The sequence below is a fragment of the Rhodococcus sp. ARC_M5 genome (assembly GCF_022810405.1).
Taxonomy (GTDB): domain Bacteria; phylum Actinomycetota; class Actinomycetes; order Mycobacteriales; family Mycobacteriaceae; genus Rhodococcoides; species Rhodococcoides navarretei.
The window spans coordinates 48,295-71,042 of sequence record NZ_JALGQE010000018.1; the positions used below are offsets into that span (position 1 = coordinate 48,295).

At 65.2% G+C, this 22,748-nt stretch carries 24 protein-coding genes and 1 tRNA gene; 10 read left to right on the top strand and 15 right to left on the bottom strand.

The genetic code is table 11. The features are described 5' to 3' along the window. Positions 1-294: a hypothetical protein gene (locus MTX34_RS21400; RefSeq protein ID WP_243597018.1), complete on the top strand. Its 294-nt coding sequence runs from the start codon at positions 1-3 to the stop codon at positions 292-294. Beyond that, complete coding sequence (locus MTX34_RS21405) at positions 291-1,220, top strand: NADP-dependent oxidoreductase (RefSeq protein WP_243610740.1); 930 nt, start codon at positions 291-293, stop codon at positions 1,218-1,220. Before MTX34_RS21400 ends, MTX34_RS21405 begins: the two co-directional genes overlap by 4 nt. Positions 1,221-1,330: 110 nt before the next feature. Here MTX34_RS21405 and MTX34_RS21410 read toward each other — a convergent pair whose 3' ends face one another. Together MTX34_RS21410 and MTX34_RS21415 are read right to left on the bottom strand one after the other, a co-directional pair. Beyond that, positions 1,331-1,789 carry a RidA family protein gene (locus MTX34_RS21410; RefSeq protein WP_243597020.1) on the bottom strand — a complete coding sequence of 153 codons (459 nt, stop codon included), beginning with the start codon at positions 1,787-1,789 and terminating at the stop codon, positions 1,331-1,333. A gap of 6 nt (positions 1,790-1,795) precedes the next feature. Next, the gene (locus tag MTX34_RS21415) at positions 1,796-1,963 is read right to left on the bottom strand and encodes a DUF4177 domain-containing protein (RefSeq protein WP_094609297.1); all 168 of its coding nucleotides are present in this window, start codon (positions 1,961-1,963) and stop codon (positions 1,796-1,798) included. Positions 1,964-2,067: 104 nt separating this feature from the next. Here MTX34_RS21415 and MTX34_RS21420 point away from each other — a divergent pair, with 104 nt between their 5' ends. Both MTX34_RS21420 and MTX34_RS21425 read left to right on the top strand, forming a co-directional pair. Continuing rightward, the gene (locus MTX34_RS21420) at positions 2,068-3,075 is read left to right on the top strand and encodes an ArsA-related P-loop ATPase (RefSeq protein WP_243597021.1); all 1,008 of its coding nucleotides are present in this window, start codon (positions 2,068-2,070) and stop codon (positions 3,073-3,075) included. Next, a complete protein-coding gene (locus tag MTX34_RS21425; protein WP_243597022.1) occupies positions 3,072-4,202 on the top strand; it encodes an ArsA-related P-loop ATPase in 1,131 nt (376 codons plus the stop codon). Before MTX34_RS21420 ends, MTX34_RS21425 begins: the two co-directional genes overlap by 4 nt. A gap of 22 nt (positions 4,203-4,224) precedes the next feature. Here MTX34_RS21425 and MTX34_RS21430 read toward each other — a convergent pair whose 3' ends face one another. Beyond that, positions 4,225-4,548: a WhiB family transcriptional regulator gene (locus tag MTX34_RS21430; RefSeq protein WP_008712729.1), complete on the bottom strand. Its 324-nt coding sequence runs from the start codon at positions 4,546-4,548 to the stop codon at positions 4,225-4,227. A gap of 294 nt (positions 4,549-4,842) precedes the next feature. Between MTX34_RS21430 and MTX34_RS21435 the strand changes: the two genes are divergently transcribed. Then, positions 4,843-7,191, top strand: a complete 2,349-nt coding sequence (locus MTX34_RS21435; protein ID WP_308198555.1) for a penicillin-binding protein — start codon at positions 4,843-4,845, stop codon at positions 7,189-7,191. Positions 7,192-7,257: 66 nt separating this feature from the next. On the opposite strand, the gene MTX34_RS21440 is transcribed toward MTX34_RS21435, so the two are convergent. Then, entirely contained in the window at positions 7,258-7,722 is a 465-nt protein-coding gene (locus MTX34_RS21440; protein WP_243597023.1) for a GatB/YqeY domain-containing protein, read from the bottom strand. A 185-nt stretch (positions 7,723-7,907) separates the two neighbouring features. Here MTX34_RS21440 and MTX34_RS21445 point away from each other — a divergent pair, with 185 nt between their 5' ends. From MTX34_RS21445 to MTX34_RS21455, 3 genes are all read left to right on the top strand, one after another. Beyond that, entirely contained in the window at positions 7,908-8,846 is a 939-nt protein-coding gene (locus MTX34_RS21445; RefSeq protein WP_243610764.1) for a metallophosphoesterase, read from the top strand. A gap of 17 nt (positions 8,847-8,863) precedes the next feature. Continuing rightward, positions 8,864-8,937: transfer RNA gene (locus MTX34_RS21450), tRNA-Pro, on the top strand. 71 nt (positions 8,938-9,008) lie between these two features. Continuing rightward, positions 9,009-9,434, top strand: a complete 426-nt coding sequence (locus tag MTX34_RS21455; protein WP_243610741.1) for an SRPBCC family protein — start codon at positions 9,009-9,011, stop codon at positions 9,432-9,434. A gap of 63 nt (positions 9,435-9,497) precedes the next feature. Here MTX34_RS21455 and MTX34_RS21460 read toward each other — a convergent pair whose 3' ends face one another. The 11 genes from MTX34_RS21460 to MTX34_RS21510 form a co-directional block, all read right to left on the bottom strand. Next, positions 9,498-10,469, bottom strand: a complete 972-nt coding sequence (locus MTX34_RS21460; protein ID WP_243594213.1) for an LLM class F420-dependent oxidoreductase — start codon at positions 10,467-10,469, stop codon at positions 9,498-9,500. A 9-nt stretch (positions 10,470-10,478) separates the two neighbouring features. Beyond that, entirely contained in the window at positions 10,479-11,279 is an 801-nt protein-coding gene (locus MTX34_RS21465; protein WP_243610742.1) for an SDR family NAD(P)-dependent oxidoreductase, read from the bottom strand. A gap of 29 nt (positions 11,280-11,308) precedes the next feature. Beyond that, the gene (locus MTX34_RS21470; RefSeq protein WP_243610743.1) at positions 11,309-13,108 is read right to left on the bottom strand and encodes a glycoside hydrolase family 15 protein; all 1,800 of its coding nucleotides are present in this window, start codon (positions 13,106-13,108) and stop codon (positions 11,309-11,311) included. Continuing rightward, positions 13,105-13,797, bottom strand: a complete 693-nt coding sequence (locus MTX34_RS21475) for an HAD family hydrolase (RefSeq protein ID WP_243610744.1) — start codon at positions 13,795-13,797, stop codon at positions 13,105-13,107. The genes MTX34_RS21470 and MTX34_RS21475 overlap by 4 nt, the downstream gene beginning before the upstream one ends. Before the next feature lie 81 nt (positions 13,798-13,878). After that, the gene (locus MTX34_RS21480; RefSeq protein ID WP_032380678.1) at positions 13,879-14,352 is read right to left on the bottom strand and encodes a Dps family protein; all 474 of its coding nucleotides are present in this window, start codon (positions 14,350-14,352) and stop codon (positions 13,879-13,881) included. A gap of 144 nt (positions 14,353-14,496) precedes the next feature. Further along, positions 14,497-16,029 carry a catalase gene (locus MTX34_RS21485; protein ID WP_279393574.1) on the bottom strand — a complete coding sequence of 511 codons (1,533 nt, stop codon included), beginning with the start codon at positions 16,027-16,029 and terminating at the stop codon, positions 14,497-14,499. 90 nt (positions 16,030-16,119) lie between these two features. After that, positions 16,120-16,554: a Fur family transcriptional regulator gene (locus MTX34_RS21490; RefSeq protein ID WP_243610745.1), complete on the bottom strand. Its 435-nt coding sequence runs from the start codon at positions 16,552-16,554 to the stop codon at positions 16,120-16,122. Between the two features lie 51 nt (positions 16,555-16,605). Beyond that, a complete protein-coding gene (locus MTX34_RS21495; protein ID WP_243594219.1) occupies positions 16,606-17,241 on the bottom strand; it encodes an acetoacetate decarboxylase family protein in 636 nt (211 codons plus the stop codon). Continuing rightward, positions 17,241-18,932, bottom strand: coding sequence for a GMC oxidoreductase (locus MTX34_RS21500; protein ID WP_243610746.1), 1,692 nt, complete (start codon positions 18,930-18,932; stop codon positions 17,241-17,243). Before MTX34_RS21500 ends, MTX34_RS21495 begins: the two co-directional genes overlap by 1 nt. Then, positions 18,929-20,437 carry an NAD(P)/FAD-dependent oxidoreductase gene (locus MTX34_RS21505; RefSeq protein WP_243610747.1) on the bottom strand — a complete coding sequence of 503 codons (1,509 nt, stop codon included), beginning with the start codon at positions 20,435-20,437 and terminating at the stop codon, positions 18,929-18,931. Before MTX34_RS21505 ends, MTX34_RS21500 begins: the two co-directional genes overlap by 4 nt. Beyond that, positions 20,434-21,030 (bottom strand): TetR/AcrR family transcriptional regulator, encoded by a 597-nt coding sequence (locus MTX34_RS21510; protein ID WP_243594222.1) that lies wholly within the window; start codon positions 21,028-21,030, stop codon positions 20,434-20,436. Before MTX34_RS21510 ends, MTX34_RS21505 begins: the two co-directional genes overlap by 4 nt. A gap of 470 nt (positions 21,031-21,500) precedes the next feature. On the opposite strand from MTX34_RS21510, the gene MTX34_RS21515 reads away from it, so the two are divergent. Continuing rightward, entirely contained in the window at positions 21,501-22,412 is a 912-nt protein-coding gene (locus MTX34_RS21515; RefSeq protein ID WP_243594223.1) for a polysaccharide deacetylase family protein, read from the top strand. A gap of 164 nt (positions 22,413-22,576) precedes the next feature. After that, a complete protein-coding gene (locus MTX34_RS21520) occupies positions 22,577-22,747 on the top strand; it encodes a hypothetical protein (RefSeq protein ID WP_243594224.1) in 171 nt (56 codons plus the stop codon). Position 22,748: the final 1 nt, after the last annotated feature.

Consider the following 22,748-nt stretch of genomic DNA (forward strand, 5'->3'; position numbering starts at 1 on the left):
GTGGCCACGATGTCGGCAGGCGAACAAGCGATCTCCGGCCGAGTCTTGGTCGGATCGCACCTATCGAGCCTCATCCCGGAAATCGTCGATGCCTATTCCATCGCTCTGGAAGACGCCGATGCACGGCAAGCCTGGACAGACGACGATATGAAAGCGCTACGAAATGCGCGGGGGCTTGCAGAACGACTGTCCGAGGTGCTCGTGCCACGGGCCGTCGAGGGAAGCAAACCCACGCCGACCCTCGATACGCAAGCGATGCAGGGAAATTCGACAGCGGAGGAACTACTGCGATGAAGGCCATCTCACAGACCACATTCGGCGATCCGTCGGTCCTGCAGATCGTCGAGATCGACGCTCCGGTTCCCATTCCCACCGAGGTACTCATCAGAGTGGCCGCGGTGGGACTCAATCCGGTCGAGACAGCGATTCGCAGTGGCGGGTTCGCGTTGCTGGGTGAACCTCCCTTCGTCCTGGGTTGGGATGTCTCCGGCGTCGTCGAATCGGTGGTTCCGGGGGTGACGCGTTTTCAGGTGGGGGACGAGGTGTTCGGTATGCCGTTCTTCCCGCGCCCTGCGAGCACCTATGCCGAACTGGTGGTTGCACCGTCTCGGCAAATCGCACGAAAGCCTCGTACCCTGTCGTTCGAGCAGGCCGCCGCACTACCACTGGCAGGGTTGACGGCGTGGCAGAGCGTGGTGGACGGGGCGCACGTCAGCCCCGGTCAGCGCGTTCTCGTTCACGGGGCCGGGGGCGGTGTCGGACACCTTGCCGTGCAGATTGCCAAGGCCTTCGGCGCATACGTGATAGGTACCGCGAGCGGGCCGCGGGAGGAGTTCGTACGCGGTCTCGGAGCCGACGAAGTAATCGATTATCGGACACAGGATTTCACTCGTGCAGTGTCCGGGGTGGATATCGTGCTCGACTGCATCGGGGCCGACAACGCATCGAGATCACTGTCGGTGCTGGTTCCCGGCGGCACCCTGGTCACCATCGTCGACCGGAGCAACCGAACGCTGCAGGCGGAAGTCGAGCAACGGGGCTTCACCTTCGTGGGAATCTCGGTCGAACCCGATCACGTCGGTCTCGAATCTCTGGGTTCCCTTGTGGATGAGGGGAAGTTGGTCGTTCACGTGGACCGCACCTACGCGTTCGAGCACATCGCCGACGCGCACCGGGCTCTCGATACCAGCTTCCCGGGAAAGATCGTCCTGATTCCGTAACCCACGAACACGCGGACCTCGGCGCGCAACCCGCGCCGAGTACGAAGGTGCACTTCGGCGGCGTTCCGCGTGCCGGCGCGGACAACCTGTGCGCCGGCACGACGGACGCGCTAGCGGAGCTCGACGATGAGCTCCACTTCCACCGAAGAGCCGAGGGGCAGTTCGGCGACACCCACGGCCGAGCGGGCGTGCTTACCTGCGTCACCGAAGATCTCACCGATGACGTTCGACGCCCCGTTGATCACCCCGGGCTGACCGGTGAATCCCGGAGCGGAGGCGACGAAGCCGACCGCCTTGATCACGCGGGCGACGGAGTCGATGCCGACGAGCGCGTGCACGGCGGCGAGCGCGTTCAGGGCGCAGATGCGAGCCGCTGCGGTGGCGTCCTCAGCCGTGACGTCGCCGCCGACCTTGCCCACGGAGGTCAGGTTCCCGTCCACGATCGGCAGCTGGCCGGAGGTGTGGACGAGCGAACCCACCTGCACCGCGGGGACGTAGGCCGCCAGCGGCGGGACGACGTCGGGCAGCTCGATACCCAGCTCGGAGAGTCGTTCGCTCCACTTTGCCACGCGCGCTCAGGCCTTCGGGCGCTTGAAGTACGCGACCAACGTGTCGCCGCCGTTGGGTCCCGCCATGATCGTCACGAGCTCCCAGCCCTCGGAGCCGTAGTTGTCGAGAATCTGCTTGGTCGCATGAATCAGAACCGGTGCGGTGAAGTACTCCCAGATGATCTTTTCGCTCATGCACGTGAGCCTATCGTTCAGCGACCGCGAGGGGTGCGTCACTGCGAACACGTGATTGTCGGTTCCGTCGGACGACCGGCCCCGACTCTCTATATGGTCGGGGTGTGGGTACATCGAACGAAGAGGGATGGCCGGCGAAAGCAGATGCCGCGCGGCTGCATTTCGTATCCGGCAAGGGCGGGACCGGTAAGACGACGGTTGCTGCCGCATTGGCGCTCGCACTCGCTGCAGGCGGTCGGCGGGTGCTACTGGTCGAGGTGGAGGGCAGGCAGGGCATCGCACAGCTCTTCGACGTGCCGCAGCTTCCCCCGCAGGAGACGCGCGTCGCCTCGGCGGACGGCGGCGGCGAGGTCTATGCACTGGCCATCGACATCGAGACCGCATTCCTCGAGTACCTCGAGATGTTCTACAACCTGGGCTTCGCCGGACGCGCGATGCGCAAGATCGGTGCCATCGAGTTCGCGACGACCATCGCACCCGGTCTTCGTGACGTACTGCTGACCGGCAAGGTCAAGGAGTGTGTGGTGCGAACCGACAAGAAGGGCAACCGCATCTACGACGAGATCGTCGTCGACTCGCCGCCGACCGGCCGCATCGGAAACTTCCTGGATGTCACCAAGGCCATGGCCGATCTCGCCAAGGGCGGGCCGGTTCGCTCGCAGAGTGAGGGCGTGGTGCGGTTGCTGCATTCGGCCGACACCGTCGTGCACCTGGTGACGCTGCTCGAGGCGCTGCCGGTCCAGGAGACGGCCGACGCGGTGCGCGAGCTCGAAGCGGCGGACCTGCGACTCGGCACGGTCATCGTCAACCGCACCGAACCGACGTACCTCCCGGCCGAGACGCTGGAGTCGATTGCCGAGGGCGAGATCGATGCCGTGGCCATCCAGGACGGCCTCGCCAAGACCGGAATCACCCTGTCCGAGGCCGACTTCGCGGGCCTGCTCACCGAATCGATCGAGCATGCGTCGACGCTCTCGGCTCAGGTGGAGAGCGCGACCACGCTCGACGAGCTCGACGTTGCACAGATGTCGCTGCCGATGTTGGCCGACGGTGTCGATCTCGGCGGCTTGTACGAACTCGCCGCCAAGCTGGCAGAACAGGGTGTCCGATGACTCGACCAGTAGCAACCGAACTCGATGTCGACCGCATCCTGACCGATCCCACGTCGCGGATCGTCGTCGTCTGCGGAGCCGGGGGTGTGGGCAAGACGACCACCGCGGCCGCGATGGCGCTGCGCGCTGCCGAGCAGGGCAGGCGGGTGGTGGTCCTGACGATCGACCCGGCTCGCCGTCTGGCTCAGGCTCTCGGACTCGGCGATCTCGACAACAGCCCGCAGCCGGTGAAGCTGGGTGCCGGTGCCAAGGGTGAACTGCACGCGATGATGCTGAACATGCGGCGCACGTTCGACGAGATGGTCATCGAGCACTCGACGCCGGAGAAGGCCGAGCAGGTGCTGGCCAACCCGTTCTATCAGACTGTGGCGTCGTCTTTCTCGGGCACGCAGGAGTACATGGCGATGGAGAAGCTGGGGCAGTTGTCCCTGGACAAGTCGTGGGATCTGATCGTGGTGGACACTCCGCCGTCGCGCAATGCACTGGACTTCCTCGATGCGCCGCAGCGACTCGGCTCGTTCCTCGACGGCCGTTTCATCCGGCTGCTCACCGCTCCCGGCCGCGGCATCACCCGCGTGGTCACCAGCGCGATGAGCCTGGCCATGCGCGGCGTCTCCACGGTGATCGGTAGCCAAATGCTTTCCGACGCATCGGCTTTCGTTCAATCACTGGATTCGATGTTCGGCGGCTTCCGCGAGCGTGCGACGCGTACTTACCAGTTGCTTCGCGAGGACGGGACCAGTTTCCTCGTCGTGGCCGCAGCGGAACCCGACGCTCTACGAGAGGCCGCGTTCTTCGTGGAGCGACTGTCGGCGGAGAAGATGCCGTTGGCAGGTCTGGTGGTGAACCGGACGCACCCGACGCTGTCGTCGGTTCAGGCGGATCACGCCGCGACGGCAGCCGATCTCCTCGATCGAATCGACGACCCGGGCGCGGAGTTGACCGCCGCCGTCCTCCGCATCCACGCGCAACGCGCCGTGACGGCAGCGCGGGAGGTGCGATTGCTTCGACGCTTCACCGGTGCCCACCCCCGGGTGCCCATCGTCGGCGTGCCCTCGCTGCCGTTCGAGGTCTCCGACCTCGCTGCGCTCCGCGCGGTGGCCGATCAGCTGACCCGCAAGGGCTGAATCGGCCCCGCCCGGCAGGCGGCTAGATGGCTGCTTGCTGCTGGCGCTGGGTCTCGAAGAACTCGGACCAGGAATCGACCTCGGGGTGCTGCTTGAGCAGGGCCCTGCGCTGGCGTTCCGTCATGCCGCCCCAGACGCCGAACTCCACTCGATTGTCGAGGGCATCCGCACCGCACTGCATCAGCACCGGGCAGTGCCGACAGATGGTCGCCGCCTTGCGCTGCGCTGCACCTCGGACGAAGAGCTGATCCGGGTCGGTGCCCTTGCACCGGGCGTGGGAAACCCAGGCGATGCGTGCTTCTGCTTCTTCTACATCGAGTCGCGTCGGCGCGGTTGTCGTGTGCATGCGGATACCCCTTTGCGTTGCGGACGTCCTCACTGGACGTCCCGGAGGCTCCAAGCAGTTTGTACCTCGTCGGACGAAGCACAAATTCTGGGAGCTGCCCCACATTCATTATCAAGTGTTATGCGAATCACACCGTGTTCATAATTTAGGTAACGCGAGCCCCGAATGCAAGACGGCAAGGTCACATTTCTGGTACGCCCGTCCCGAGCAGGGGCGCAGCACACAGCGCGTGTGGGCCTCTGCCGGTCCGAGCGCCGCACACGTACGCTGTGCTCTGTGTCAGTTGGAAAAACCGTGGCGAAGCTCGCCGGATGTTCAGCGCTCGCCGGTGCCTTGCTCGCCGGCGTGATGTTCCCCTTGGCCGGCGGGTTCGGGTACGCCTCCAACCGCGCCGCCGATACCGTCGACAACGTCTCCGCCGAGCTGGTCGAGGGCGCAGTGCCCGCCGTCTCGACGATGACCGACATCAACGGCAACCCCATCGCGTGGTTGTACGAGCAGCGCCGATTCGAGGTGCCGAGCGACCAGATCTCCAACGAGATGAAGCTCGCCATCGTCTCGATCGAGGACCGCCGCTTCGCCGAGCATCAGGGCGTGGATTGGCAGGGCACGCTGCGCGCGTTCCTGACCAACACCACCAGCGGGCAGGTGGAACAGGGCGCGTCCACCATCGATCAGCAGTACGTGAAGAACTATCAGCTGCTCGTGGTGGCCAAGACCGACGCCGAGCGTCGCGCAGCCATCGAGACGACGCCCGCTCGTAAGATCCGCGAGATCCGGATGGCGCTGACGCTGGACAAGGAACTCACCAAGGACGAGATCCTCACCCGGTACCTCAACCTGGTGCCGTTCGGCAACGCGTCCTTCGGCATCCAGGACGCGGCCCAGACGTACTTCGGCATCGACGCCAGCCAGCTCAGCGCCGTCCAGGCCGCGATGCTCGCGGGCATGGTGCAGTCCAGCTCCGCCCTCAACCCGTATACCAACGAACAGGGCGTCATCGACCGCCGGAACACCGTGCTCGACACGATGATCCAGAACCTCCCCGAACGCGCCGCCGAGCTGGAGGCCCTCAAGTCCGAGCCGCTCGGCGTGCTGCCGGACCCCCAGACCCTGCCCCGAGGATGCATCGCGGCAGGCGACCGCGGGTTCTTCTGCGACTACGCGTTGGAATACCTCGCCAATGCCGGAATCAGCCAGGAGCAGATCGACAAGGGCGGGTACCTCATCCGCACGACACTCGATCCTGCTGTGCAGAACTCCACCAAGGCCGCTCTGGTCGGGAACACCAGTCCCTCGCTCGACGGTGTCGCCACCGTGATGAACGTCGTCGCACCGGGCCAGGACCAGCATCGGGTGCTCGCGATGGGCAGCAGCCGCACCTACGGCCTCGATGCCGACGCCGACGAAACCGTGCAGCCGCAACCGCACTCTCTGGTCGGTAACGGAGCAGGCTCCATCTTCAAGGTCTTCACCACCGCTGCCGCCATGGAGCGCGGACTCGGCACGAGCGCGACTCTGCAGGTGCCGAAACGCGTGGAGGTCAAGGGTGTCGGCGACGGCGGAGCCAGAAACTGCCCCGCTGCCACCTACTGCGTGGAGAACGCGGGCAATTACCCACCCTCGCTGTCCATCACCGACGCACTGGCTCAGTCACCCAACACCGCGTTCGTGAAGCTGATCGAGTCCGTCGGCGTCACGCCTACGGTCGACATGGCCGTCCGCCTCGGCCTGCGCTCGTACAACGATCCGGGTTCGTCGGGCACCGATCAGTCGATGGCCGACTTCCAGAAGAGTCAGAATCTCGGCTCGTTCACCCTCGGACCCACCTGGGTGAACCCACTGGAGCTGTCCAACGTGGCTGCCACGTTGGCGTCCGGCGGCAAATGGTGCCCGCCCACGCCCATCGACTCGATCTTCGACCGCGACGGAAAGCCCGTTCCGGTGGCTCACCAGGCATGTGAGCAGGTCGTCGAGCCCGGTCTGGCGAACACCCTCGCCAACGCTATGAGCAAGGACGACCAGGCAGGCGGAACGTCTGCATCGGCCGCTGCCTCCGCCGGCTGGAACCTGCCGATGGCCGGTAAGACCGGAACGACCGAGTCGAACCGGTCCTCCGGCTTCCTCGGGTTCACCAACAACTACGCCGCGGCCGTCTACACCTACGGCGACTCACCGACGCCCAGCGAGATCTGCTCGTTCCCGCTGCGCCCCTGCGGCTCGGGCAACCTGTTCGGCGGCAACGAGCCGGCACGGACGTGGTTCGACGCGATGGCCCCGATCGCCACCAACTTCGGGCCCGTCACGCTGCCACCCGTCGACCAGAAGTACGTCCGCGGCTCGGCCAACGGCCAGGTTCCCGATGTCACCGGTCAGAGCCAGTCGTCTGCGACGTCCACGCTGCAGAGTGCGGGCTTCCAGGTGACGGCGGTGACGACGGCCGCTCAGGCTGCACGCGGCACCGTGGTGTCGACGTCGCCGTCGGGCTCGGCGGTCCCCGGATCGAACATCACGATCTATGTCAGTGACGGTTCGGTTCGACCTGCCCCGGCCCCGGCACCGGCCCTGCCGAGCATTCAGATACCGGACCTGCCGCCGGGCATCCAGATCCCGGCGATTCCCGGTATCACCGTTCCTCGCTAGTGCCAGCGGCAGTGGTGTGATTAGGGCCCTCCTGGGGCACGTAATCACACCACTGCGCGCAGCGCACTACAGACGGTCTTTGACGGCCTTCGACAGTCGCGATCCGTCGGCCTTGCCCGCGGCGAGTCCCGACGCGACCTTCATGACCTGACCCATCTGCTTCATCGCCGGTCGCTCCCCCAGGTCCTCGGCGACCTGCGCGATCGCGGTGTCGACGATGGTGGCCAGCTCCTCGTCCGTGAGCGGAGTGGGCAGGTACTCGTTGATGATCTGTGCTTCTGCATGCTCGTTGGCAGCGAGCTCGCCGCGTCCGTTCTGCGTGTAGATCTCGGCCGATTCGCCGCGCTTCTTCGCTTCCTTGGCAAGCACTTTGAGAACGTCGTCGTCCGTCAGATCGTGGGCCTCCTTACCGGAGACCTCCTCGGTCTGGATGGCGGCGAGAATCATGCGCAGCGTTGCCAAGCGGAGTTTGTCCTTCGCCTTCATCGCTGCGGTCAGGTCGGTACGGAGGCGAGCCTTGAGTTCGGACATGGCGGAAACGCTACGCGGCGCAGTCGCCGGCTCGCACGTCCATATCCGGTTGCTGCCGTATCGTGGATGAGGTGTCCGCACAATTCAGTCCCTCGTTTCTCCCTACCTCGACCCAACTGCGCGGTGCCTCCACGCAACTGCGCTCGGTTGCCGAGCACGCGCGAGACGCCGTCAGAGCGTCGCCGCTGAAGAGTTCGGTGATCGGGACCGCGGGAGCCGCGGCGTTGAGCGTCGGATATGCCACGCTCATCGAGCGCAATGCGTTCACGCTGCGTGAGACGTCGATGGCGGTGCTGGAACCGGGTTCGGCGACTCTGCGCGTACTCCACATCAGCGACCTGCACATGATGCCCGGCCAGCGGATGAAGCAGAACTGGCTACGCGAACTGGACCGGCTCGAGCCCGATCTGGTCGTCAACACCGGCGACAATCTCTCCCACCAGCGCGCCGTCCCCAGTGTCGTGCAGGCACTGGGACCGATGCTTGCGCGTCCCGGCCTGTTCGTGTTCGGCAGCAACGACTACTTCGCGCCCAAGCCGAAGAACCCGTTCAAGTACTTCGACAAGAACCACAAGCGCACGACGGGCGAATCGCTGCCGTGGCGTGATCTGCGCGCGGCGTTCTCCGAGCGCGGCTGGCTCGACGTGACGCACGTGCGTCGCGAGCTCGAGGTCGCCGGGGTACGCATCGCGGCTGCCGGCGTCGACGATCCCCACCTGAAGCGCGACCGGTACGACACCATCGCCGGGCAGCCCAATCCATTGGCCGACCTGCGCCTGGGCATCACGCACTCACCGGAGCCGCGGGTGTTGGACAAGTTCGCCCAGGACGGATACGACCTCGTCCTCGCCGGACACACCCATGGAGGCCAGCTGTGCCTGCCGTTCTACGGCGCGCTGGTGACGAACTGCGAGATCGACCGATCCCGGGTGAAGGGTCCGTCCCAGTGGGGCGCTCACACCCAGCTGCACGTCTCCGCAGGCGTCGGAACCTCGCCCTACGCGCCGGCACGCTTCTGCTGCCGGCCCGAAGCCACCCTGATCACCCTGACTCCGGCCCCCAGAATGGGTCCGAAAAACGTCTCCGACGAGGGCGTTTCGCGTTCCGAGGCAGTCGTGAGTTAGACTTCTCCAGCGGTACACGGGGTGTGGCGCAGCTTGGTAGCGCGCTTCGTTCGGGACGAAGAGGTCGTGGGTTCGAATCCCGCCACCCCGACAGTTGGACAGAGAAAAAGGACCCACTCGCGTGGGTCCTTTTTCTTTGCCCGATCGACGCTACTGTGAGTCATGCCGACACCAACCCGCGTTCATGTCACCCATCGGTTCTCCTCGCCTCCCGACGTCGTCTTCGCGGCATTGTCCGAACACGAGAACCTGGGCCCATTGTTCTTGGCGAAGATCGACCGTGTGCGCGACGGCGACACCTCGCGCAACGGAGTCGGCTCTACCCGGAGTCTCAAGCTCGGGCCGATGCCCGCGTTCGAGGAAACCACCATCACGTCCGAGCCCAACTCGCTGATCGAGTACCGCATCACCAAGGGCGGTCCGCTACGTGGGCACTGGGGCGTGCAGAAGTTGACGCCCACCGCCGACGGCGGCACCGAGCTCGACTACACGATCGGATTCGACGCGCCCGTCCCCGGACTCGCTGCAATCGTCGGTAAGGCACTGACGTCGAGCATCTCGAAGAACTTGTCCCGGCTGGCTCCGTAGGACACCACACGACGACGAGACCCCGATCGAAGACATCGATCGGGGTCTCGTCGAAAAGTCGGGTCAGCTGGACGCAGCGCGCAGCTTCTCCAGCAGCGGGCCTGCGGCCTCGGCCAGGAAGCGTTCCTGAGTTTCGTCGCCCACCTGCACGAGTGCGATGTCGGTGTACCCGGCTTCCCAGTACGGCTTCACGGCCTCGACGATGGCGTCGAGGTCCGGTCCACACGGAATCGTCTCGGCCACATCCTCTTTGCGCACGAACTTGGTGGCTCCAGCGAATCCCGCCGTCGTCGGAAGATCGGCGTTGACGGCCCAGCCACCGGCGAACCAGCGGAATCGATCGTGTGCGCGATCGATGGCCGCGTCCTTGTCCGGATCCCAGGAGATGGGGATCTGGCCGATGGAGCGTGCCGGTCCTTCGTGGTTGTCCGACCACGCCTTGACGAGGTCGGCGTCGGGTTCGGTGGCAATGAGGTGATCGCCGTACTCGGCGAACCGTGCCACGGCCTTCTCGCCGCCGGCTGCGATACCGATCGGCACCCCACCCTCGGGCATGTCCCAGATCCGGGCGGAGTCGACGCGAAAGTGCTTGCCGTCGTAGGTGACCAGGCCGCCGGCGTGCAGTGCCCTGATGATCTCCAGCGCCTCGACGAACATGTCCTGCCGCTTGTCGATGGACGGCCAGCCCTCGCCTACGACGTGCTCGTTGAGGTTCTCACCGCTGCCGAGGCCGAGGGTGAAGCGTCCGTCGGCCAGGATCTGCAGCGTCGCGGCCTTCTGTGCGACGACGGCCGGGTGGTACCTGATGATCGGGCACGTCACGTACGTCATCAGCTCGACGCGTTCGGTGGCCTGAGCCACCGCACCCAATGTGGTCCAGGCGTAGGGCGAATGCCCCATCGACGACAGCCACGGCGAGTAGTGGTCACTGGCGACCTCGAAGTCGAAGCCGACCTTCTCGGCACCGACTGCGTACTGCACCAGCTCTTTCGGGCCGCTCTGCTCGGTCATCAAGGTGTATCCGAAATTGGTCATAGGTATCTCCTAGATAGTTGCGACGGAACCGGCGTCGACTCGGTAGTTCGATCCGTTGACGAAGGACGCGCGATCCGAGCACAGGAACGTGATCACCGAGGCAACCTCCTTGGGCTCACCGCGGCGTCCGAGTTCCATGTACGGACGCTCCTCGTCGAGGAAGCTCTCGATGGCCCCGTCGCGGTCGGTTCCCTTTTCTTCGGCGCGCTTGTCCATCATCGCGTCGGTCATCGGGGTGTGAATGAATGCCGGCGAGACCGCATTGACCAGCAGGCCCTCCGACGCGTAGCTGCGTGAGAGCCCCTTGGCCAGGGCCAGGACCCCAGCTTTGGCTGAGCAGTAGGGCAATTCGTCGTCGTACGGCTGCACGGCGTCCTCGGAGGTCAGCAACACGACGCGTCCCCAGCCGCCGCGTCGGAGCGCAGGCAGGAATGCCCGCAGCAGCCGAACAGGCCCCATCAGGTCGATGTCGAGGGTGGACCGCCAGCCCTCCTCGTCGATCTCGTGGAACAGTCCCTGAGCGCCGGTCACACCGGAGGATTGCACGAGAATATCGATGTCGCCCACGGCCCGCTGCGTCTGCGCCGCCAAGTTCTCGACGGCCTCAGTGTCGGTCACGTCCGCAGCGAACGCGAACAACTGCCCCTCCGCTGCTTCGAGTTGCGCTGCAGCGTCGTCGAGCGAGGTCTGATCCTTGTCGCTGATCACAACCCGAACACCCTCGGCCAACAGCATTTTCGCGGTGTGCCAGCCGATGCCGGAGTCCGCTCCGGTCACCAGTGCTGTTCTACCGTCGATTCCCAGATCCATACAATCCCACTTTGCTTTCGAGGTCGATGTCAGGCCGTGGCGTCGTGCGAGCGCGCGATGGTCAACGCCGCATTTACCAGGGCCAGGTGGCTCAAGCCCTGCGGGAAGTTACCCAGAAACGATCCATCCGAAGCATCGATCATTTCGCTGTACAGCCCGACGTCGTTGGACATCTCCACCAACTGGTCCATCAAGGCCTTCGCCTCGTCGTCGCGTCCCACGCACGACAGAGCCGACACCCGCCAGAACGCGCAGGCCACGAAGGTGACCTCTTCCTCGGCAACTCCGCTGTAGCGATACATCAACGGTCCGGCACCGAGCTCGTCACCGAGCGCATCGATGGTGGACGAGAGACGTTCTCCACGATCGAAATCCATCTCGGCGGCCAACAGCACGGATGCGTCGAGTCCGTCGGCACCCGGGTACGCGAGATAGGCCTGACGCTCGTCGGACCAACACTCGGTCTCGATGTAGTGCCGGATGCGTTCCTTCTCGGCCTTCCATCGATCCGGTATGCCCGGGATCTCCCCCGCCTCGGCAAGGTGCACGGCGCAGTCGAGCGCTTGCCAACAGCCCAATTTGGAGCTGGTGTAGTGCTGTTCGTCCTCGAGCTCCCAGATTCCGGCGTCCTTGCGCTGCCACGAATCACAGGCCTCGTCGGCGATGGTGGCCAGCAGTCGACCGGTCTGCGCGTCGAGAATGTTCCCCGCGTCCACGTACTGCCGGATGATCGAGAACAGGTCGCCGAAGATCATCAACTGCAGTTGGTCCGCCGCAGCGTTGCCGTTCACCACCGGCCCGATGCCGCGCCAGCCGGGAACGTCGGGTTGTTCCGTGCCACCGGGCAATTCGCCGCCGAGAGTGTAGAAGACGTTGACCAACGGATCGTTGGCACGGATCACCTTCAGCAGCCACGCCACCGCCGCATGGATCTCCTCGCGAAGACCGAATCGTTGCAGCGCGCGGATGGTGTACGCGGCATCACGAACCCACGCGTAGCGGTAGTCCCAATTCTTGCCACCGGTCCGGTTCTCGGGAAGGGAGGTCGTCGCAGCAGCCGCGATCGCACCGGACGGGCTGTGTAACAGCAACTTCAGCGCGAGCGCACTCCGAGCCACGTGCTCCGACCACGGCCCGTCGTACGAGAATTCGTCGGACCAGACGCGCCAGTTGTCGATGGTCCGGTCGATCCCCTCGTCCACGTGCTGCGGATCGGGCAGCGGCAACGGCTCGTTCTCCGTCCCTACGACACCCAGTACGTGCCGCGAGCCCGGGTGGGTATCGAAAACGCCACCGATGTCGCGGTCGGCCACGTGCACGTCCTCGATGCCCAGAGTCCGCACCGCCAAGGTCAATCCGTCCACGCGCAGAACGGTGCCGTGCTCGGTGTCGTACGCCCACGGCGATGCGATGCCGAGCATGGTGCCCGGCGCCACGGACCAGGCCAATTCGACAGTGCCGTCGAGTCCCTCGACGCGACGCGCCAACTCCACCCAGGGCAACCGTCCGGCCACGCCCGTGTTGAGCGAGTCCGTGATCCGGACGGTACCGGTGTCGGTACGGAACGTCGTGCTCAGAACGTTTGTGCCAGCGACGAATTCGCGCCCGACGGTGAATTCGCCTGTCGGCGTCAGTTCGATGTAGCCGCCGTGTGGCGCGTCGAGCAGCGCTGCGAACGGCGGCGGTGAGTCGAGATTCGGAACCGGGAACCAGTCGATCCGGCCGTCGTCGGCGATCATCGCGACAGTACGGCCGTCGCCGATTGCGCCGTAGCTCTCGATGGGAACGTAACCGTCGACCCTGGGGTACGGCTTGCGGAACTCGTTCAAGCACTTGCCTTTTCGCCGGAATAGATGGGGCTTTTCTCGATGTTGGCCAGCAGATCGGCCGGGTCGTCGAACACCGCTACTGCTCCCGCTTCGAGCAATTCGCCGCGCGAGATACCGCCACTGCGAACGCCGATGGCGCGTACGCCCGCGCGACCGGCCGATTCGATGTCCCACACACTGTCGCCCACCATCAGTGCGTCGACAGCCTGGACGCCTGCCCGCTCGAGTGCGACCGCGATGATGTCGGGCTCGGGCTTGGCGACCTCGGCATCGTCACCGCTCGTCACCACTTCGACGGAATCCTCGACCTCGAGCAGATCGCGCAACGTGGACAGTTCGCTCTCGGGAGCCGACGTTGCGAGCACGACGGTGACTCCTCGAGAATTCAAGTCCGCCAACAGTTCCCGAGCACCGGGTAGCACTTCGAGATCTGCCGACGCTGCGGCGTAGTACTCACCGTGCAGCCTCTTCGCCTCACCGGCCAGCGCGCTGTCCGATGATCCGACGAGCGCCCCGAGCAATTTCGACCCATCCATCCCGATGCTCCGGTGGATTCGCCACGACGGAACAGGCCGGCCGGCCTCACGAAAAGCACGCGACCAGGCGTCGACGTGCACGTAGTTGGAATCGACGAGGGTGCCGTCGATGTCGAGCAGAACTGCGTCGACCGTCGGCTTGGAAACAGGCATGTCCGTCGGATACCCGGGGGTGATGCAGGCAAACAACAGGCCCCCCGCTGTGCGCGAGGGGCCTGTCGAAGCGAAGAAACGTCAGCTTGCCTGGGCCTGCCACATCCAGTGCAGCTGCTCGAGCCGAGCTGTGATGCCGATGAGCAGGTCCTGCGTCACCGGATCGGCTTCGCCGGTGTCGGCGATGCGTCCGCGAAGACGCTCGACGACGGCCGCGATGTTGTCGACGACGGCCGGTACGACCTCACTGTCCTGAGTCCATCCGGCACCGAAGCCCTTGGTGCCCGCCGTCGAGGAGACGGTGGCTGCGCGACCATCGGGGCTGACCCCGATAGCGGTGGCGCGCTCGGCAGCCTGGTCGGTGAATTCACGTGCGGCCGTGACCAACTCGTCGAGCTCGAGGTGCACCGACCGGAAGTTCTTACCGATCACGTTCCAGTGCGCCTGCTTCGCGATGAGCGAGAGGTCGATGAGATCGACCACGGTCCCCTGAAGAGCGTCGCCGGCAATTTTCTGCTGACCTGCGTCGAGGGTGCTGGTGATGGGGTTCGTCATGATGTGGCCTCCCTGCCGTTGGACGACGGTATGCATCGCACACCATTATTGTTCTTCCGTCTGTACTACACAACGGCATGTGGCCACGCGTTGTTCCGGATCGACGCCATCATCGCTGTGACGCCGATCCCAGGGTCGAACGGATCAGACCTTGGCGGCTTCGTCGGCGGGATCGTCGATCGCGCCTGCACCGGTGGTCGGCGCGGTCTCGTTCTGCTGCGACCGGACGCCTTCCTCGACCTTCTTGCCGAGGTCGGGATCGACGTTGGTCCAGTACTCGAACACGCGGCTCAGGACGGGCTCGCTGACGCCGTTGAGGACGTGTCCGACGATGTTCCCGACCAGACGCTCGCGCTGCGCGTCGTCCATGACCTCGCGGACCAGTGCTCCGGCCTGTACGAAGTCGCCGTCCTCGGGGTGCTCGATGTATCCGGTGCGCACGAAACGAGGCTCGAAGTCCCACGCGCCGTCGTCGCCGTACTTGTTCGTGTCCGCCGACGGGCCGCCGAACGAGTTCGGCGCGTAGACCGGCGTCTCCGGGGAGTTGAACGAGTACCGCATGTTGCCGTCCTTGGAGTACGAGTTGACCTCGGACTTCGGGGCGTTGACCGGCAGCTGCGCGTAGTTCGCTCCGATGCGGTACCGGTGCGCGTCGGCGTAGGAGAAGACGCGTCCGAGCAGCATCTTGTCGGGGCTGAAACCGATGCCGGGCACGGTGTTGGACGGCTCGAACGAGCTCTGCTCGATCTGCGCGAAGAAGTTCTCCGGGTTGCGGTTCAAGGTCATCTTGCCGACCTCGATCAACGGGTAGTCCTTCTGCGACCAGACCTTGGTGAGGTCGAACGGGTTGTACTTGTAGTTCTCGGCCTCGTCGTACGGCATGAGCTGCACCTTGAGGGTCCAGCTCGGGAAGTCGCCGTTCTTGATGGATCCGAAGAGGTCCTGACGGTGATGATCGGGTGATGTACCCGCAACCTCGTCCGCCTTGTCCTGCGTCAGGAAGTCGATACCCTGATCGGTCTTGAAGTGGAACTTCACCCAGGTCTTCGTGCCGTCCTCGGCGATGAGCTGGTACGTGTGCGACCCGAACCCGTCCATGTGACGGAACGACTTGGGGATACCGCGGTCACCCATGAGCCACGTCACCTGGTGCGCCGACTCGGGCGAGAGGGTCCAGAAGTCCCACTGCATGTTGTTGTCACGCAGACCGGAGTCGGGCATACGCTTCTGGCTGCGGATGAAGTCCTGGAACTTGATCGGGTCCTTGACGAAGAAGATCGGGGTGTTGTTGCCGACGAGGTCCCAGTTGCCTTCCTCGGTGTAGAACTTCAGCGAGAAGCCACGCGGGTCACGCCACGTGTCGGGGCTGCCCTGCTCGCCCGCGACGGTGGAGAAGCGCGCCAGCATCTCGGTCTTGGCACCGGGCTGCAACGCCTTCGCCTTGGTGTACTTGCTGATATCGCCGGTGATTTCGAGTTCACCGAACGCGCCCGCTCCCTTGGCGTGCACGACGCGCTCCGGGACCCGCTCACGGTTGAACTGCGCCATCTTCTCGATGAGGTAGTGGTCGTGCAGAAGAATCGGACCCTGCGTTCCGGCGGTCAGCGACTGATCGTCGCTGGGGACGGGGATTCCCGAGTTGCTGGTGGTCGGCTTGTTGCTGATCGGCTTGGTCATACGAAGCCTCCTGAAGGGCTGAATAGAATCGAAGAGGGCTGCTCTTCGAAAAATCTGTGAAACCGAGCGGCCCTACGCTGGACCGCAGTGTCAGACGGAATGCCTCGTGCAGTCGTCGCACAAACCCCAGAAGACGATTTCGGCTTCGTCGACGACAAATCCGTGGGTGTCCTCGGGCACGAGACAGGGTGCTGCTCCGACAACGCAGTCGACATCGACCACCACATGGCACCCCCGGCATACGAGGTGGTGGTGGTTGTCGGCCGTCCGGCTCTCGTACAGCGCGGCCGAACCGGCAGGTTCGATGCGACGTAGCAGACCTGCGTCGACGCAGGCCCTGAGCACGTCGTAGACGGCCTGAGTCGACACCGAGCCGCCGCTCTCACGGACGGCGGCAGCGATGTCGTCGGCGTCCGAATGCGGTCGGGCTGTGACCGCATTCAGGACTGCAACTCGAGGTCCAGTGACGCGAAGACCGACCGAGCGCAACTGCGCTGCGGGGTCGACGCGTTCGGTGAGCTGCATGCACTCCAGTATGCCCCTAATCTGGACTAAGTCAAGAAAAGCGGCCGACGGCTACCCGACCAGGCGCGCTTCACCCGTCCGCATCGACCCCGACACGATCTGCAACCCGAAATACGTGCCCGACGGCATCCAGCGACTCAACGTCGGGCCCTTGGCGTCGACCTCGACCCTGGCCAACCTCGCCTTGCCCTTCAAACTCGACGAGGCGACGGCCGAGCCGCCGGACACCGGCTGCGCGAAACCGATGGAGCCGAGCATCGGGAACTGCGGCCCGACGCCGCGGGATGTCGTCCGGACCGACCATTCACCGCCACTCGCCCCGGCCTCGCCAAGCACGTCGCCCTCGAAGTCGGCCAGCACCTTGGGCAGGTGCCAGTTGGTCCGGCCCCCGTGCACCGATGTCGCGGAATCGACGGCGATGAACGGCACCGCCATCCGAGGCACGCGTCCGACGTCCCGGCGCAGCGCCGGACTCGCCAGGATCTCGCGGTACGGGCCGACCGGCGACGTCGTGTAATCGACGACCATGCACATCGTGATCGGCAACGTCTTCGCACCGGCGGGTGCGAAGTCCGACGACCGGGCCCGATGCCACCAGATCGTGGCGCGGACATTCGCCGGCCACGGCGCTGCCGGACTGGCAGGCCAGTCGGTGCGCTCGGTCTCGGATTCGGTGACACTCCACATCAGGAATCCCTCCCCACGACGGTCAGGGGGAGCCGCAGGGCTCCCGGTGCAGACACCGGCACCACCGGGCGAACCGGCTGCGTGGGTGCAACTTCCTGGTACTCGCTGCCCACTGCGGGACGCTTGTCGGGCTCACCCTTGTTCGGCCACAACGCCATTACTCGCTCGGACTGCGCCGTGATCGTCAGGGACGGATTGACACCGAGGTTGGCGCTGACGGCAGAACCGTCGAGCACGTGCAGTCCTTCGTAGCCGTAGACCCGTTGGTACCCGTCGATCACTCCGGTCTGCGGCGAGTCGCCGATCGCGCAGCCACCGAGGAAGTGCGCGGTCATCGGAATGTTGACGATCTCGGCGATCGATCCGCCCGGGTCACCGCCGATCTTGTCCGCAAGCAGGCGAATGGCCTCGTGACCCTGCGGAATCCACTGCGGCGGTGGATCACCCGCACCGGGCCTGCTGGTGAGGCGACGCCCGAACGGACCCTTCTTCGATCCGAGCTCGAGCGAGTTGTCATCGGTCTGCATCACCAATGCGATGACGGTTCGCTCCGACCAACGATGGACCGACAGGCTGCGCGCCGCAGCGCCGGGGTGACGCAACGCGACGCCGAGGGTCTTGAGGATCCGCGGCACCTTTCCGCCGCCGTCGCTGAGCACGGTCTGCAAGAGACCGATGGCGTTGCTGCCCTTGCCGTATCGCACCGGCTCGATGTGTGTGTGATCGTCCGGGTGGAACGACGACGTGATCGCCACGCCCTCGTGGTAGTCGACCTCACGGCCGCGGGCGGTCGCCGCGAGCACGGCCTCGGAGTTGGTGCGCACGAGCGAACCGATCCGCTCGGACAGCCGCGGCAATGAGCCCTTCTCCTTGGCAGCGAGCATCAGCTTCTGGGTGCCGTAGGTGCCGGCCGAGAAGATCACCTGATCGGCGGTGATCGTCTTCTCCTTGCGACGCAGCTTCCCTCCGGTCCGGCGCGTCACCACGTCGTAGCCGGCGCCGTTCGGCCGCACGTCCACCACGGTGGTCAACGGAAGAACATGTGCGCCAGCGTGTTCCGCGAGATAGAGGTAGTTCTTGACGAGGGTGTTCTTCGCGCCGACGCGGCAGCCGGTCATGCACGCTCCGCATTCGGTGCAGCCGGTGCGCTCGGGCCCGGCACCACCGAAGAACGGGTCGGGTGCAGTTTTGCCACGGTCACCGAAGTAGACACCGACCGGAGTCGAGGTGAACGTGTCGCCCACACCCATGTCCTCGGCCACCTCTTTCATCACCTTGTCCGAGGCGGTGATGGTCGGGTTGGTCTCGACGCCGAGCATCCGGCGGGCCTGGTCGTAGTACGGATTCAGCTCGCGCTGCCAGTCGGTGATCGAACCCCACTGCGGGTCCTCGAAGAACTTGGCCGGGGGTTGGTACAGCGTGTTCGCGTAGTTCAGCGAACCTCCGCCGACACCTGCACCCGCCATCACCAGCACATCGGGTAGCAGGTGGATACGCTGCACCCCATAGCAACCCAGCGCCGGAGCCCACAGATACTTACGCAACCGCCAGCTGGTCTTCGGGAGCTCGTCGTCCTCGAACCGGCGACCGGATTCGAGGACCGCCACGCGGTAGCCCTTCTCGACGGCCCGCAGTGCGGCGACACTGCCGCCGAAACCGGAGCCGATGATCAAAACGTCGTAGTCGCTCATGCGGATACCACCTCGTTGTCTGATTCGAGAGTGTCGGAGACGATCCGATAGTTCGAGACGTCGAACTCTCGCGTCTTGTTGCGGAACCGGAATGTGTAGGTAGGCCACATCGTGGAGTTGCGACCGTTGGCGTCGAGGTACCAGCTCGAGCAGCCACCCGCATTCCACACGGTGCCGTCGAGCTCGGAATCGACCCACGAATTGTGTTGCCGCTGAGCAGATTCGTTGACCTCGACGGCCGCGATCCTGCGGTCCTTCATCTCGTTCAGTGCGGATACCACGTAGTTGGCCTGCGACTCGAGCATGTAGACGATGGAACTGTGCCCGAGGTTGGTGTTGGGGCCGTACATCAGGAACAGGTTCGGGAAGCCGGCAACGGTGGTCCCGAGATGCGCCTGCGGGCTACCGCCCCAGTGCTCCGCGAGTGTCCGACCGTCGTTGCCGCGCAGCAGATGCGACACCGGCGGCTCGGTGGGGGTGAACCCCGTCGCGAAGATGATGGTGTCCACCTCGTGGTTGCGGCCCGAGGCGTCGACGACGCCGTTCTCGGTGACCGACGTCAGCCCCGATGTGACGAGATCGACGTCGGGTCGATCCAGCGTCCGCAGCCAATCGTTGGACAGCAGAAGACGTTTGCAGCCGGGTGCGTAATCGGGGGTCAACGCGGCCCGCGTCGCGGGGTTCTTGACCTGTCGCTTCAGGTTGGCTTTGGCGAACACCTTCACCGCGGGCAGCATCCACGGGTTGTCGGCCAGGACTGTCACGTACGCCTCGCGGTAACCGTAGATGACACCGCGCACCGCGCGGTGCGCCGCGGGAACTTTCTCGTACAGAGTGCGCTCGACCCGGCCGATGGTGCGGTCCAGGCGGGGGATGACCCAGGCCGGGGTGCGCTGAAAGACCGTGAGCCGCTGGGCTTTGTCGACGATTTCGGGCACGAACTGCACTGCAGACGCGCCGGTGCCGATGACGGCGACGCGCTCGCCGGTGAGATCGTGCTCGTGGTTCCACGTCGCGGAGTGGAACACAGTCCCGCCGAATGTGTCGATGCCCGGCACGTCCGGGATCTTGGGGGTGGACAGTGCGCCGGTCGCCGCCACGAGGACTCTGACGCTCGTTGCACCGCGCGAGGTCTCGACGGTCCACCGCCGATCCGTCTCGCTCCAATCTGCCGACAGCAGTTCACAATCGGTGACGATGCGGTCCCGCAGGTTCAGACGATCGACCACCGAACGCAGGTAGTCGAAGAGCTCCGGTTGGCGCGCGAAAGTGTGGCTCCACTTCGGGCTCGGGGCGAACGAGAACGAGTACAGGGAGGTCGGCACGTCGCACGCACACCCCGGGTAGGTGTTGTCTCGCCACGTGCCGCCCACGTCGAATGCGCGTTCGATGACTGTCACGTCGGCATTCGGATCGTCGGCGAGGATCTTCGCCACCGCGGCAAGGCCGGCGAATCCGGCTCCGACGACGAGCACGTCGCATTTTTGGGGCAGTGCAGAATTCACGAGTCCATCACCTTTTCGGACCAGAAGGGGAGGAGCCGATCGCGCAGCTGCGCGTCGGCTTCGGGGGTACGGAACAGAGCCGATACTGCGAGCCCGCGAGCCAGCTCGACGCTGAGCTCGATGGACTCGGTGGACATGCGGCTGCCCATGACGATCTGAGCACCGCTCTGAATGGCTTCGGCGACGCGTCGCTCGAGTGGAACCATCGCCTCGTGCAGAGCCGGATCGGTGCGGGCCGCGACCCACAGCTCGAGGGCAGCGTAGAACAGCGGGCCCGAGAACGCGTCGGCGAGGATCTCGGGTCCTCGCTCCGGATCGGGCTCGGCTTCCAAAATTTCGGAGAGGCGGCGGTCGACGAGATGCTCGACGGCAGCGGTCACCAACGACTCCTTGGTCGGGAAGTGGTGCAGCTGCGCTCCACGGGATACTCCGGCACGCCGCGCGATCTCCTGCGTGCTGGTCTTCGAGAAACCCAGCTCGACGAGGCACTCGATGGCTGCATCGAGCAACTTTGCGCGCGTCCCCGCGGTGCGTTCGGCCTGCGTGCGGCGCGGGGTAGGCGCGCCATCGCTGAGCTCTGTGTCGGTAGTCACACTTGGAACAGTAGCGGCAAAACAACAAACAGTCCAGCCTGACTTTAAGTTTTGTCACAACTCCGCCCATCCGCCGTCAGGCAATAGGTCAGCTCGACAGCCAACCGTCGCACCACCCTGTCGCGCCGGCAGCGGGCAGTGGATCCACCATGATCAGCCATTCGGTACGTCCCCGAGAACGTCCTTCCCGACGGAGCCGAGAGAGTCTCGTTGGTCGGCCTGCCGATGCGGAAGGGAACCGTGGCGGCGTTCATCGCGAGTGCGCAGGCGCTCCGTGACGTGGAACCCGCGACCGAGGCTCACGACGAACTGATTGCGACTCTGCAGGAGATGGCACCGCAGCTGGCGGCCATTGGAGCGTTCGAGGTGGGCGAGCCACGGGACCCACAGATCACGCACCTGGTCAACGCCGCGACGTACACCGACCGACAGACAGTTTGTCCCGACTCGCCGCGGGCAATACCCCGGCCATGCCCCTCCCCTCGCACGGCCGCTTCGAGTACTCCCCCATCGTCGATCGGCCACAGTTCGAGTGGCCGGGCGGCGCGCGGCTCGCGGTGTACGTCGCGGTCAACTGCGAGCACTTTCCGTACGACGACGGGCAGCCCGGCCTGGGCTACACGCCCGCGATGGAGCAACCCAACACCTACAACTGGGGCTGGCGTGAATACGGCAATCGCGTCGGCGGCTTCCGCATCGCAGAGACATTGCAGCAGTGCGGGATTCGACCGACGTTGCTGGTCAACACCGAGGTGTACGAGCACGCCCCGCAGCTGACCGCGGCGTTCCGAGCACTCGACGCCGAGGTCGTCGCGCACGGGCGAACGAATGCCGTGCAACCGAACGATCAAGACGAGGATGCGGAGCGCCGCTCCATCGAGGATGTCACCGCCGCGATCGAACGACACGAGGGAACACCGCCTCGAGGATGGATGAGCCCCGGTGCCAACCCGAGCCGCGTCACCGAGGACCTCCTCGCGGAGCGCGGTTACCAGTACACCTTGGACTGGCCCGTCGACGATCAACCCGTGTGGCTTCAGACCCGCGGCGGGCCGCTGCTCAGCGTCCCGTATCCCCACGAGATCAACGACCTACCGATGTTCGTCCATCACCATCAGACCGCAGAAGCCTTCGAGCACAACATCATCGGTAGCTTCGACGAACTGAAGGAGAATTCGGCGAGACAACCGGTGGTGCTCGCCATCTCCGTACACACGTTCCTGACGGGACAGCCTTATCGACTGCGACGTTTCCGCGCTGCCCTCGAGCACCTGACCGCCAACCGCGACGACGTCTGGTTCACCACCCCCGGCGACATCGCGGCGCACTACCGCAGCCTCGTACCTGCACCCGAGACCCCTACGCCGGGAAGCGACCGATAGTCGACGCGTTCAAGCCGCACCGAGTTCGCTGTGAAGGACCGAGCGGAACCGCTGACAGTGCCTCAGTCGCAACCTCGGTGACCGAGGTCGTCACAGGTCGGCGTGGACCGCCAATCTCAGCAGCGCGTGGGCGCAAGTGCGCGCCTCCCAGTGAGATGAACGCGGTGACTGCAGTCGTCGTCCCCGAGGTCGGTTGCGAAGTTTCGAGGCAGGGGTGGATCGACCACGCCAAGGGCCGGATCGTGCCGTCCGAAGTGCCCGAGACCGTCACTGCCCTCGACGAGATACCTCGCAACCAGAGCGGAACGTTGCTCGAGGGCGCGTTGCGCGCCTGAG

Bases quoted from the DNA above. Each gene is read 5' to 3' on its own strand.
- MTX34_RS21405 (WP_243610740.1), top strand. From the start codon at position 291: ATGAAGGCCATCTCACAGACCACATTCGGCGATCCGTCGGTCCTGCAG.
- MTX34_RS21415 (WP_094609297.1), bottom strand. From the start codon at position 1,963: ATGAGCGAAAAGATCATCTGGGAGTACTTCACCGCACCGGTTCTGATT.
- MTX34_RS21425 (WP_243597022.1), top strand. From the start codon at position 3,072: ATGACTCGACCAGTAGCAACCGAACTCGATGTCGACCGCATCCTGACC.
- MTX34_RS21430 (WP_008712729.1), bottom strand. From the start codon at position 4,548: ATGCACACGACAACCGCGCCGACGCGACTCGATGTAGAAGAAGCAGAA.
- MTX34_RS21440 (WP_243597023.1), bottom strand. From the start codon at position 7,722: ATGTCCGAACTCAAGGCTCGCCTCCGTACCGACCTGACCGCAGCGATG.
- MTX34_RS21455 (WP_243610741.1), top strand. From the start codon at position 9,009: ATGCCGACACCAACCCGCGTTCATGTCACCCATCGGTTCTCCTCGCCT.
- MTX34_RS21460 (WP_243594213.1), bottom strand. From the start codon at position 10,469: ATGACCAATTTCGGATACACCTTGATGACCGAGCAGAGCGGCCCGAAA.
- MTX34_RS21465 (WP_243610742.1), bottom strand. From the start codon at position 11,279: ATGGATCTGGGAATCGACGGTAGAACAGCACTGGTGACCGGAGCGGAC.
- MTX34_RS21475 (WP_243610744.1), bottom strand. From the start codon at position 13,797: ATGCCTGTTTCCAAGCCGACGGTCGACGCAGTTCTGCTCGACATCGAC.
- MTX34_RS21480 (WP_032380678.1), bottom strand. From the start codon at position 14,352: ATGACGAACCCCATCACCAGCACCCTCGACGCAGGTCAGCAGAAAATT.
- MTX34_RS21485 (WP_279393574.1), bottom strand. From the start codon at position 16,029: ATGACCAAGCCGATCAGCAACAAGCCGACCACCAGCAACTCGGGAATC.
- MTX34_RS21490 (WP_243610745.1), bottom strand. From the start codon at position 16,554: ATGCAGCTCACCGAACGCGTCGACCCCGCAGCGCAGTTGCGCTCGGTC.
- MTX34_RS21495 (WP_243594219.1), bottom strand. From the start codon at position 17,241: ATGTGGAGTGTCACCGAATCCGAGACCGAGCGCACCGACTGGCCTGCC.
- MTX34_RS21500 (WP_243610746.1), bottom strand. From the start codon at position 18,932: ATGAGCGACTACGACGTTTTGATCATCGGCTCCGGTTTCGGCGGCAGT.
- MTX34_RS21515 (WP_243594223.1), top strand. From the start codon at position 21,501: ATGCCCCTCCCCTCGCACGGCCGCTTCGAGTACTCCCCCATCGTCGAT.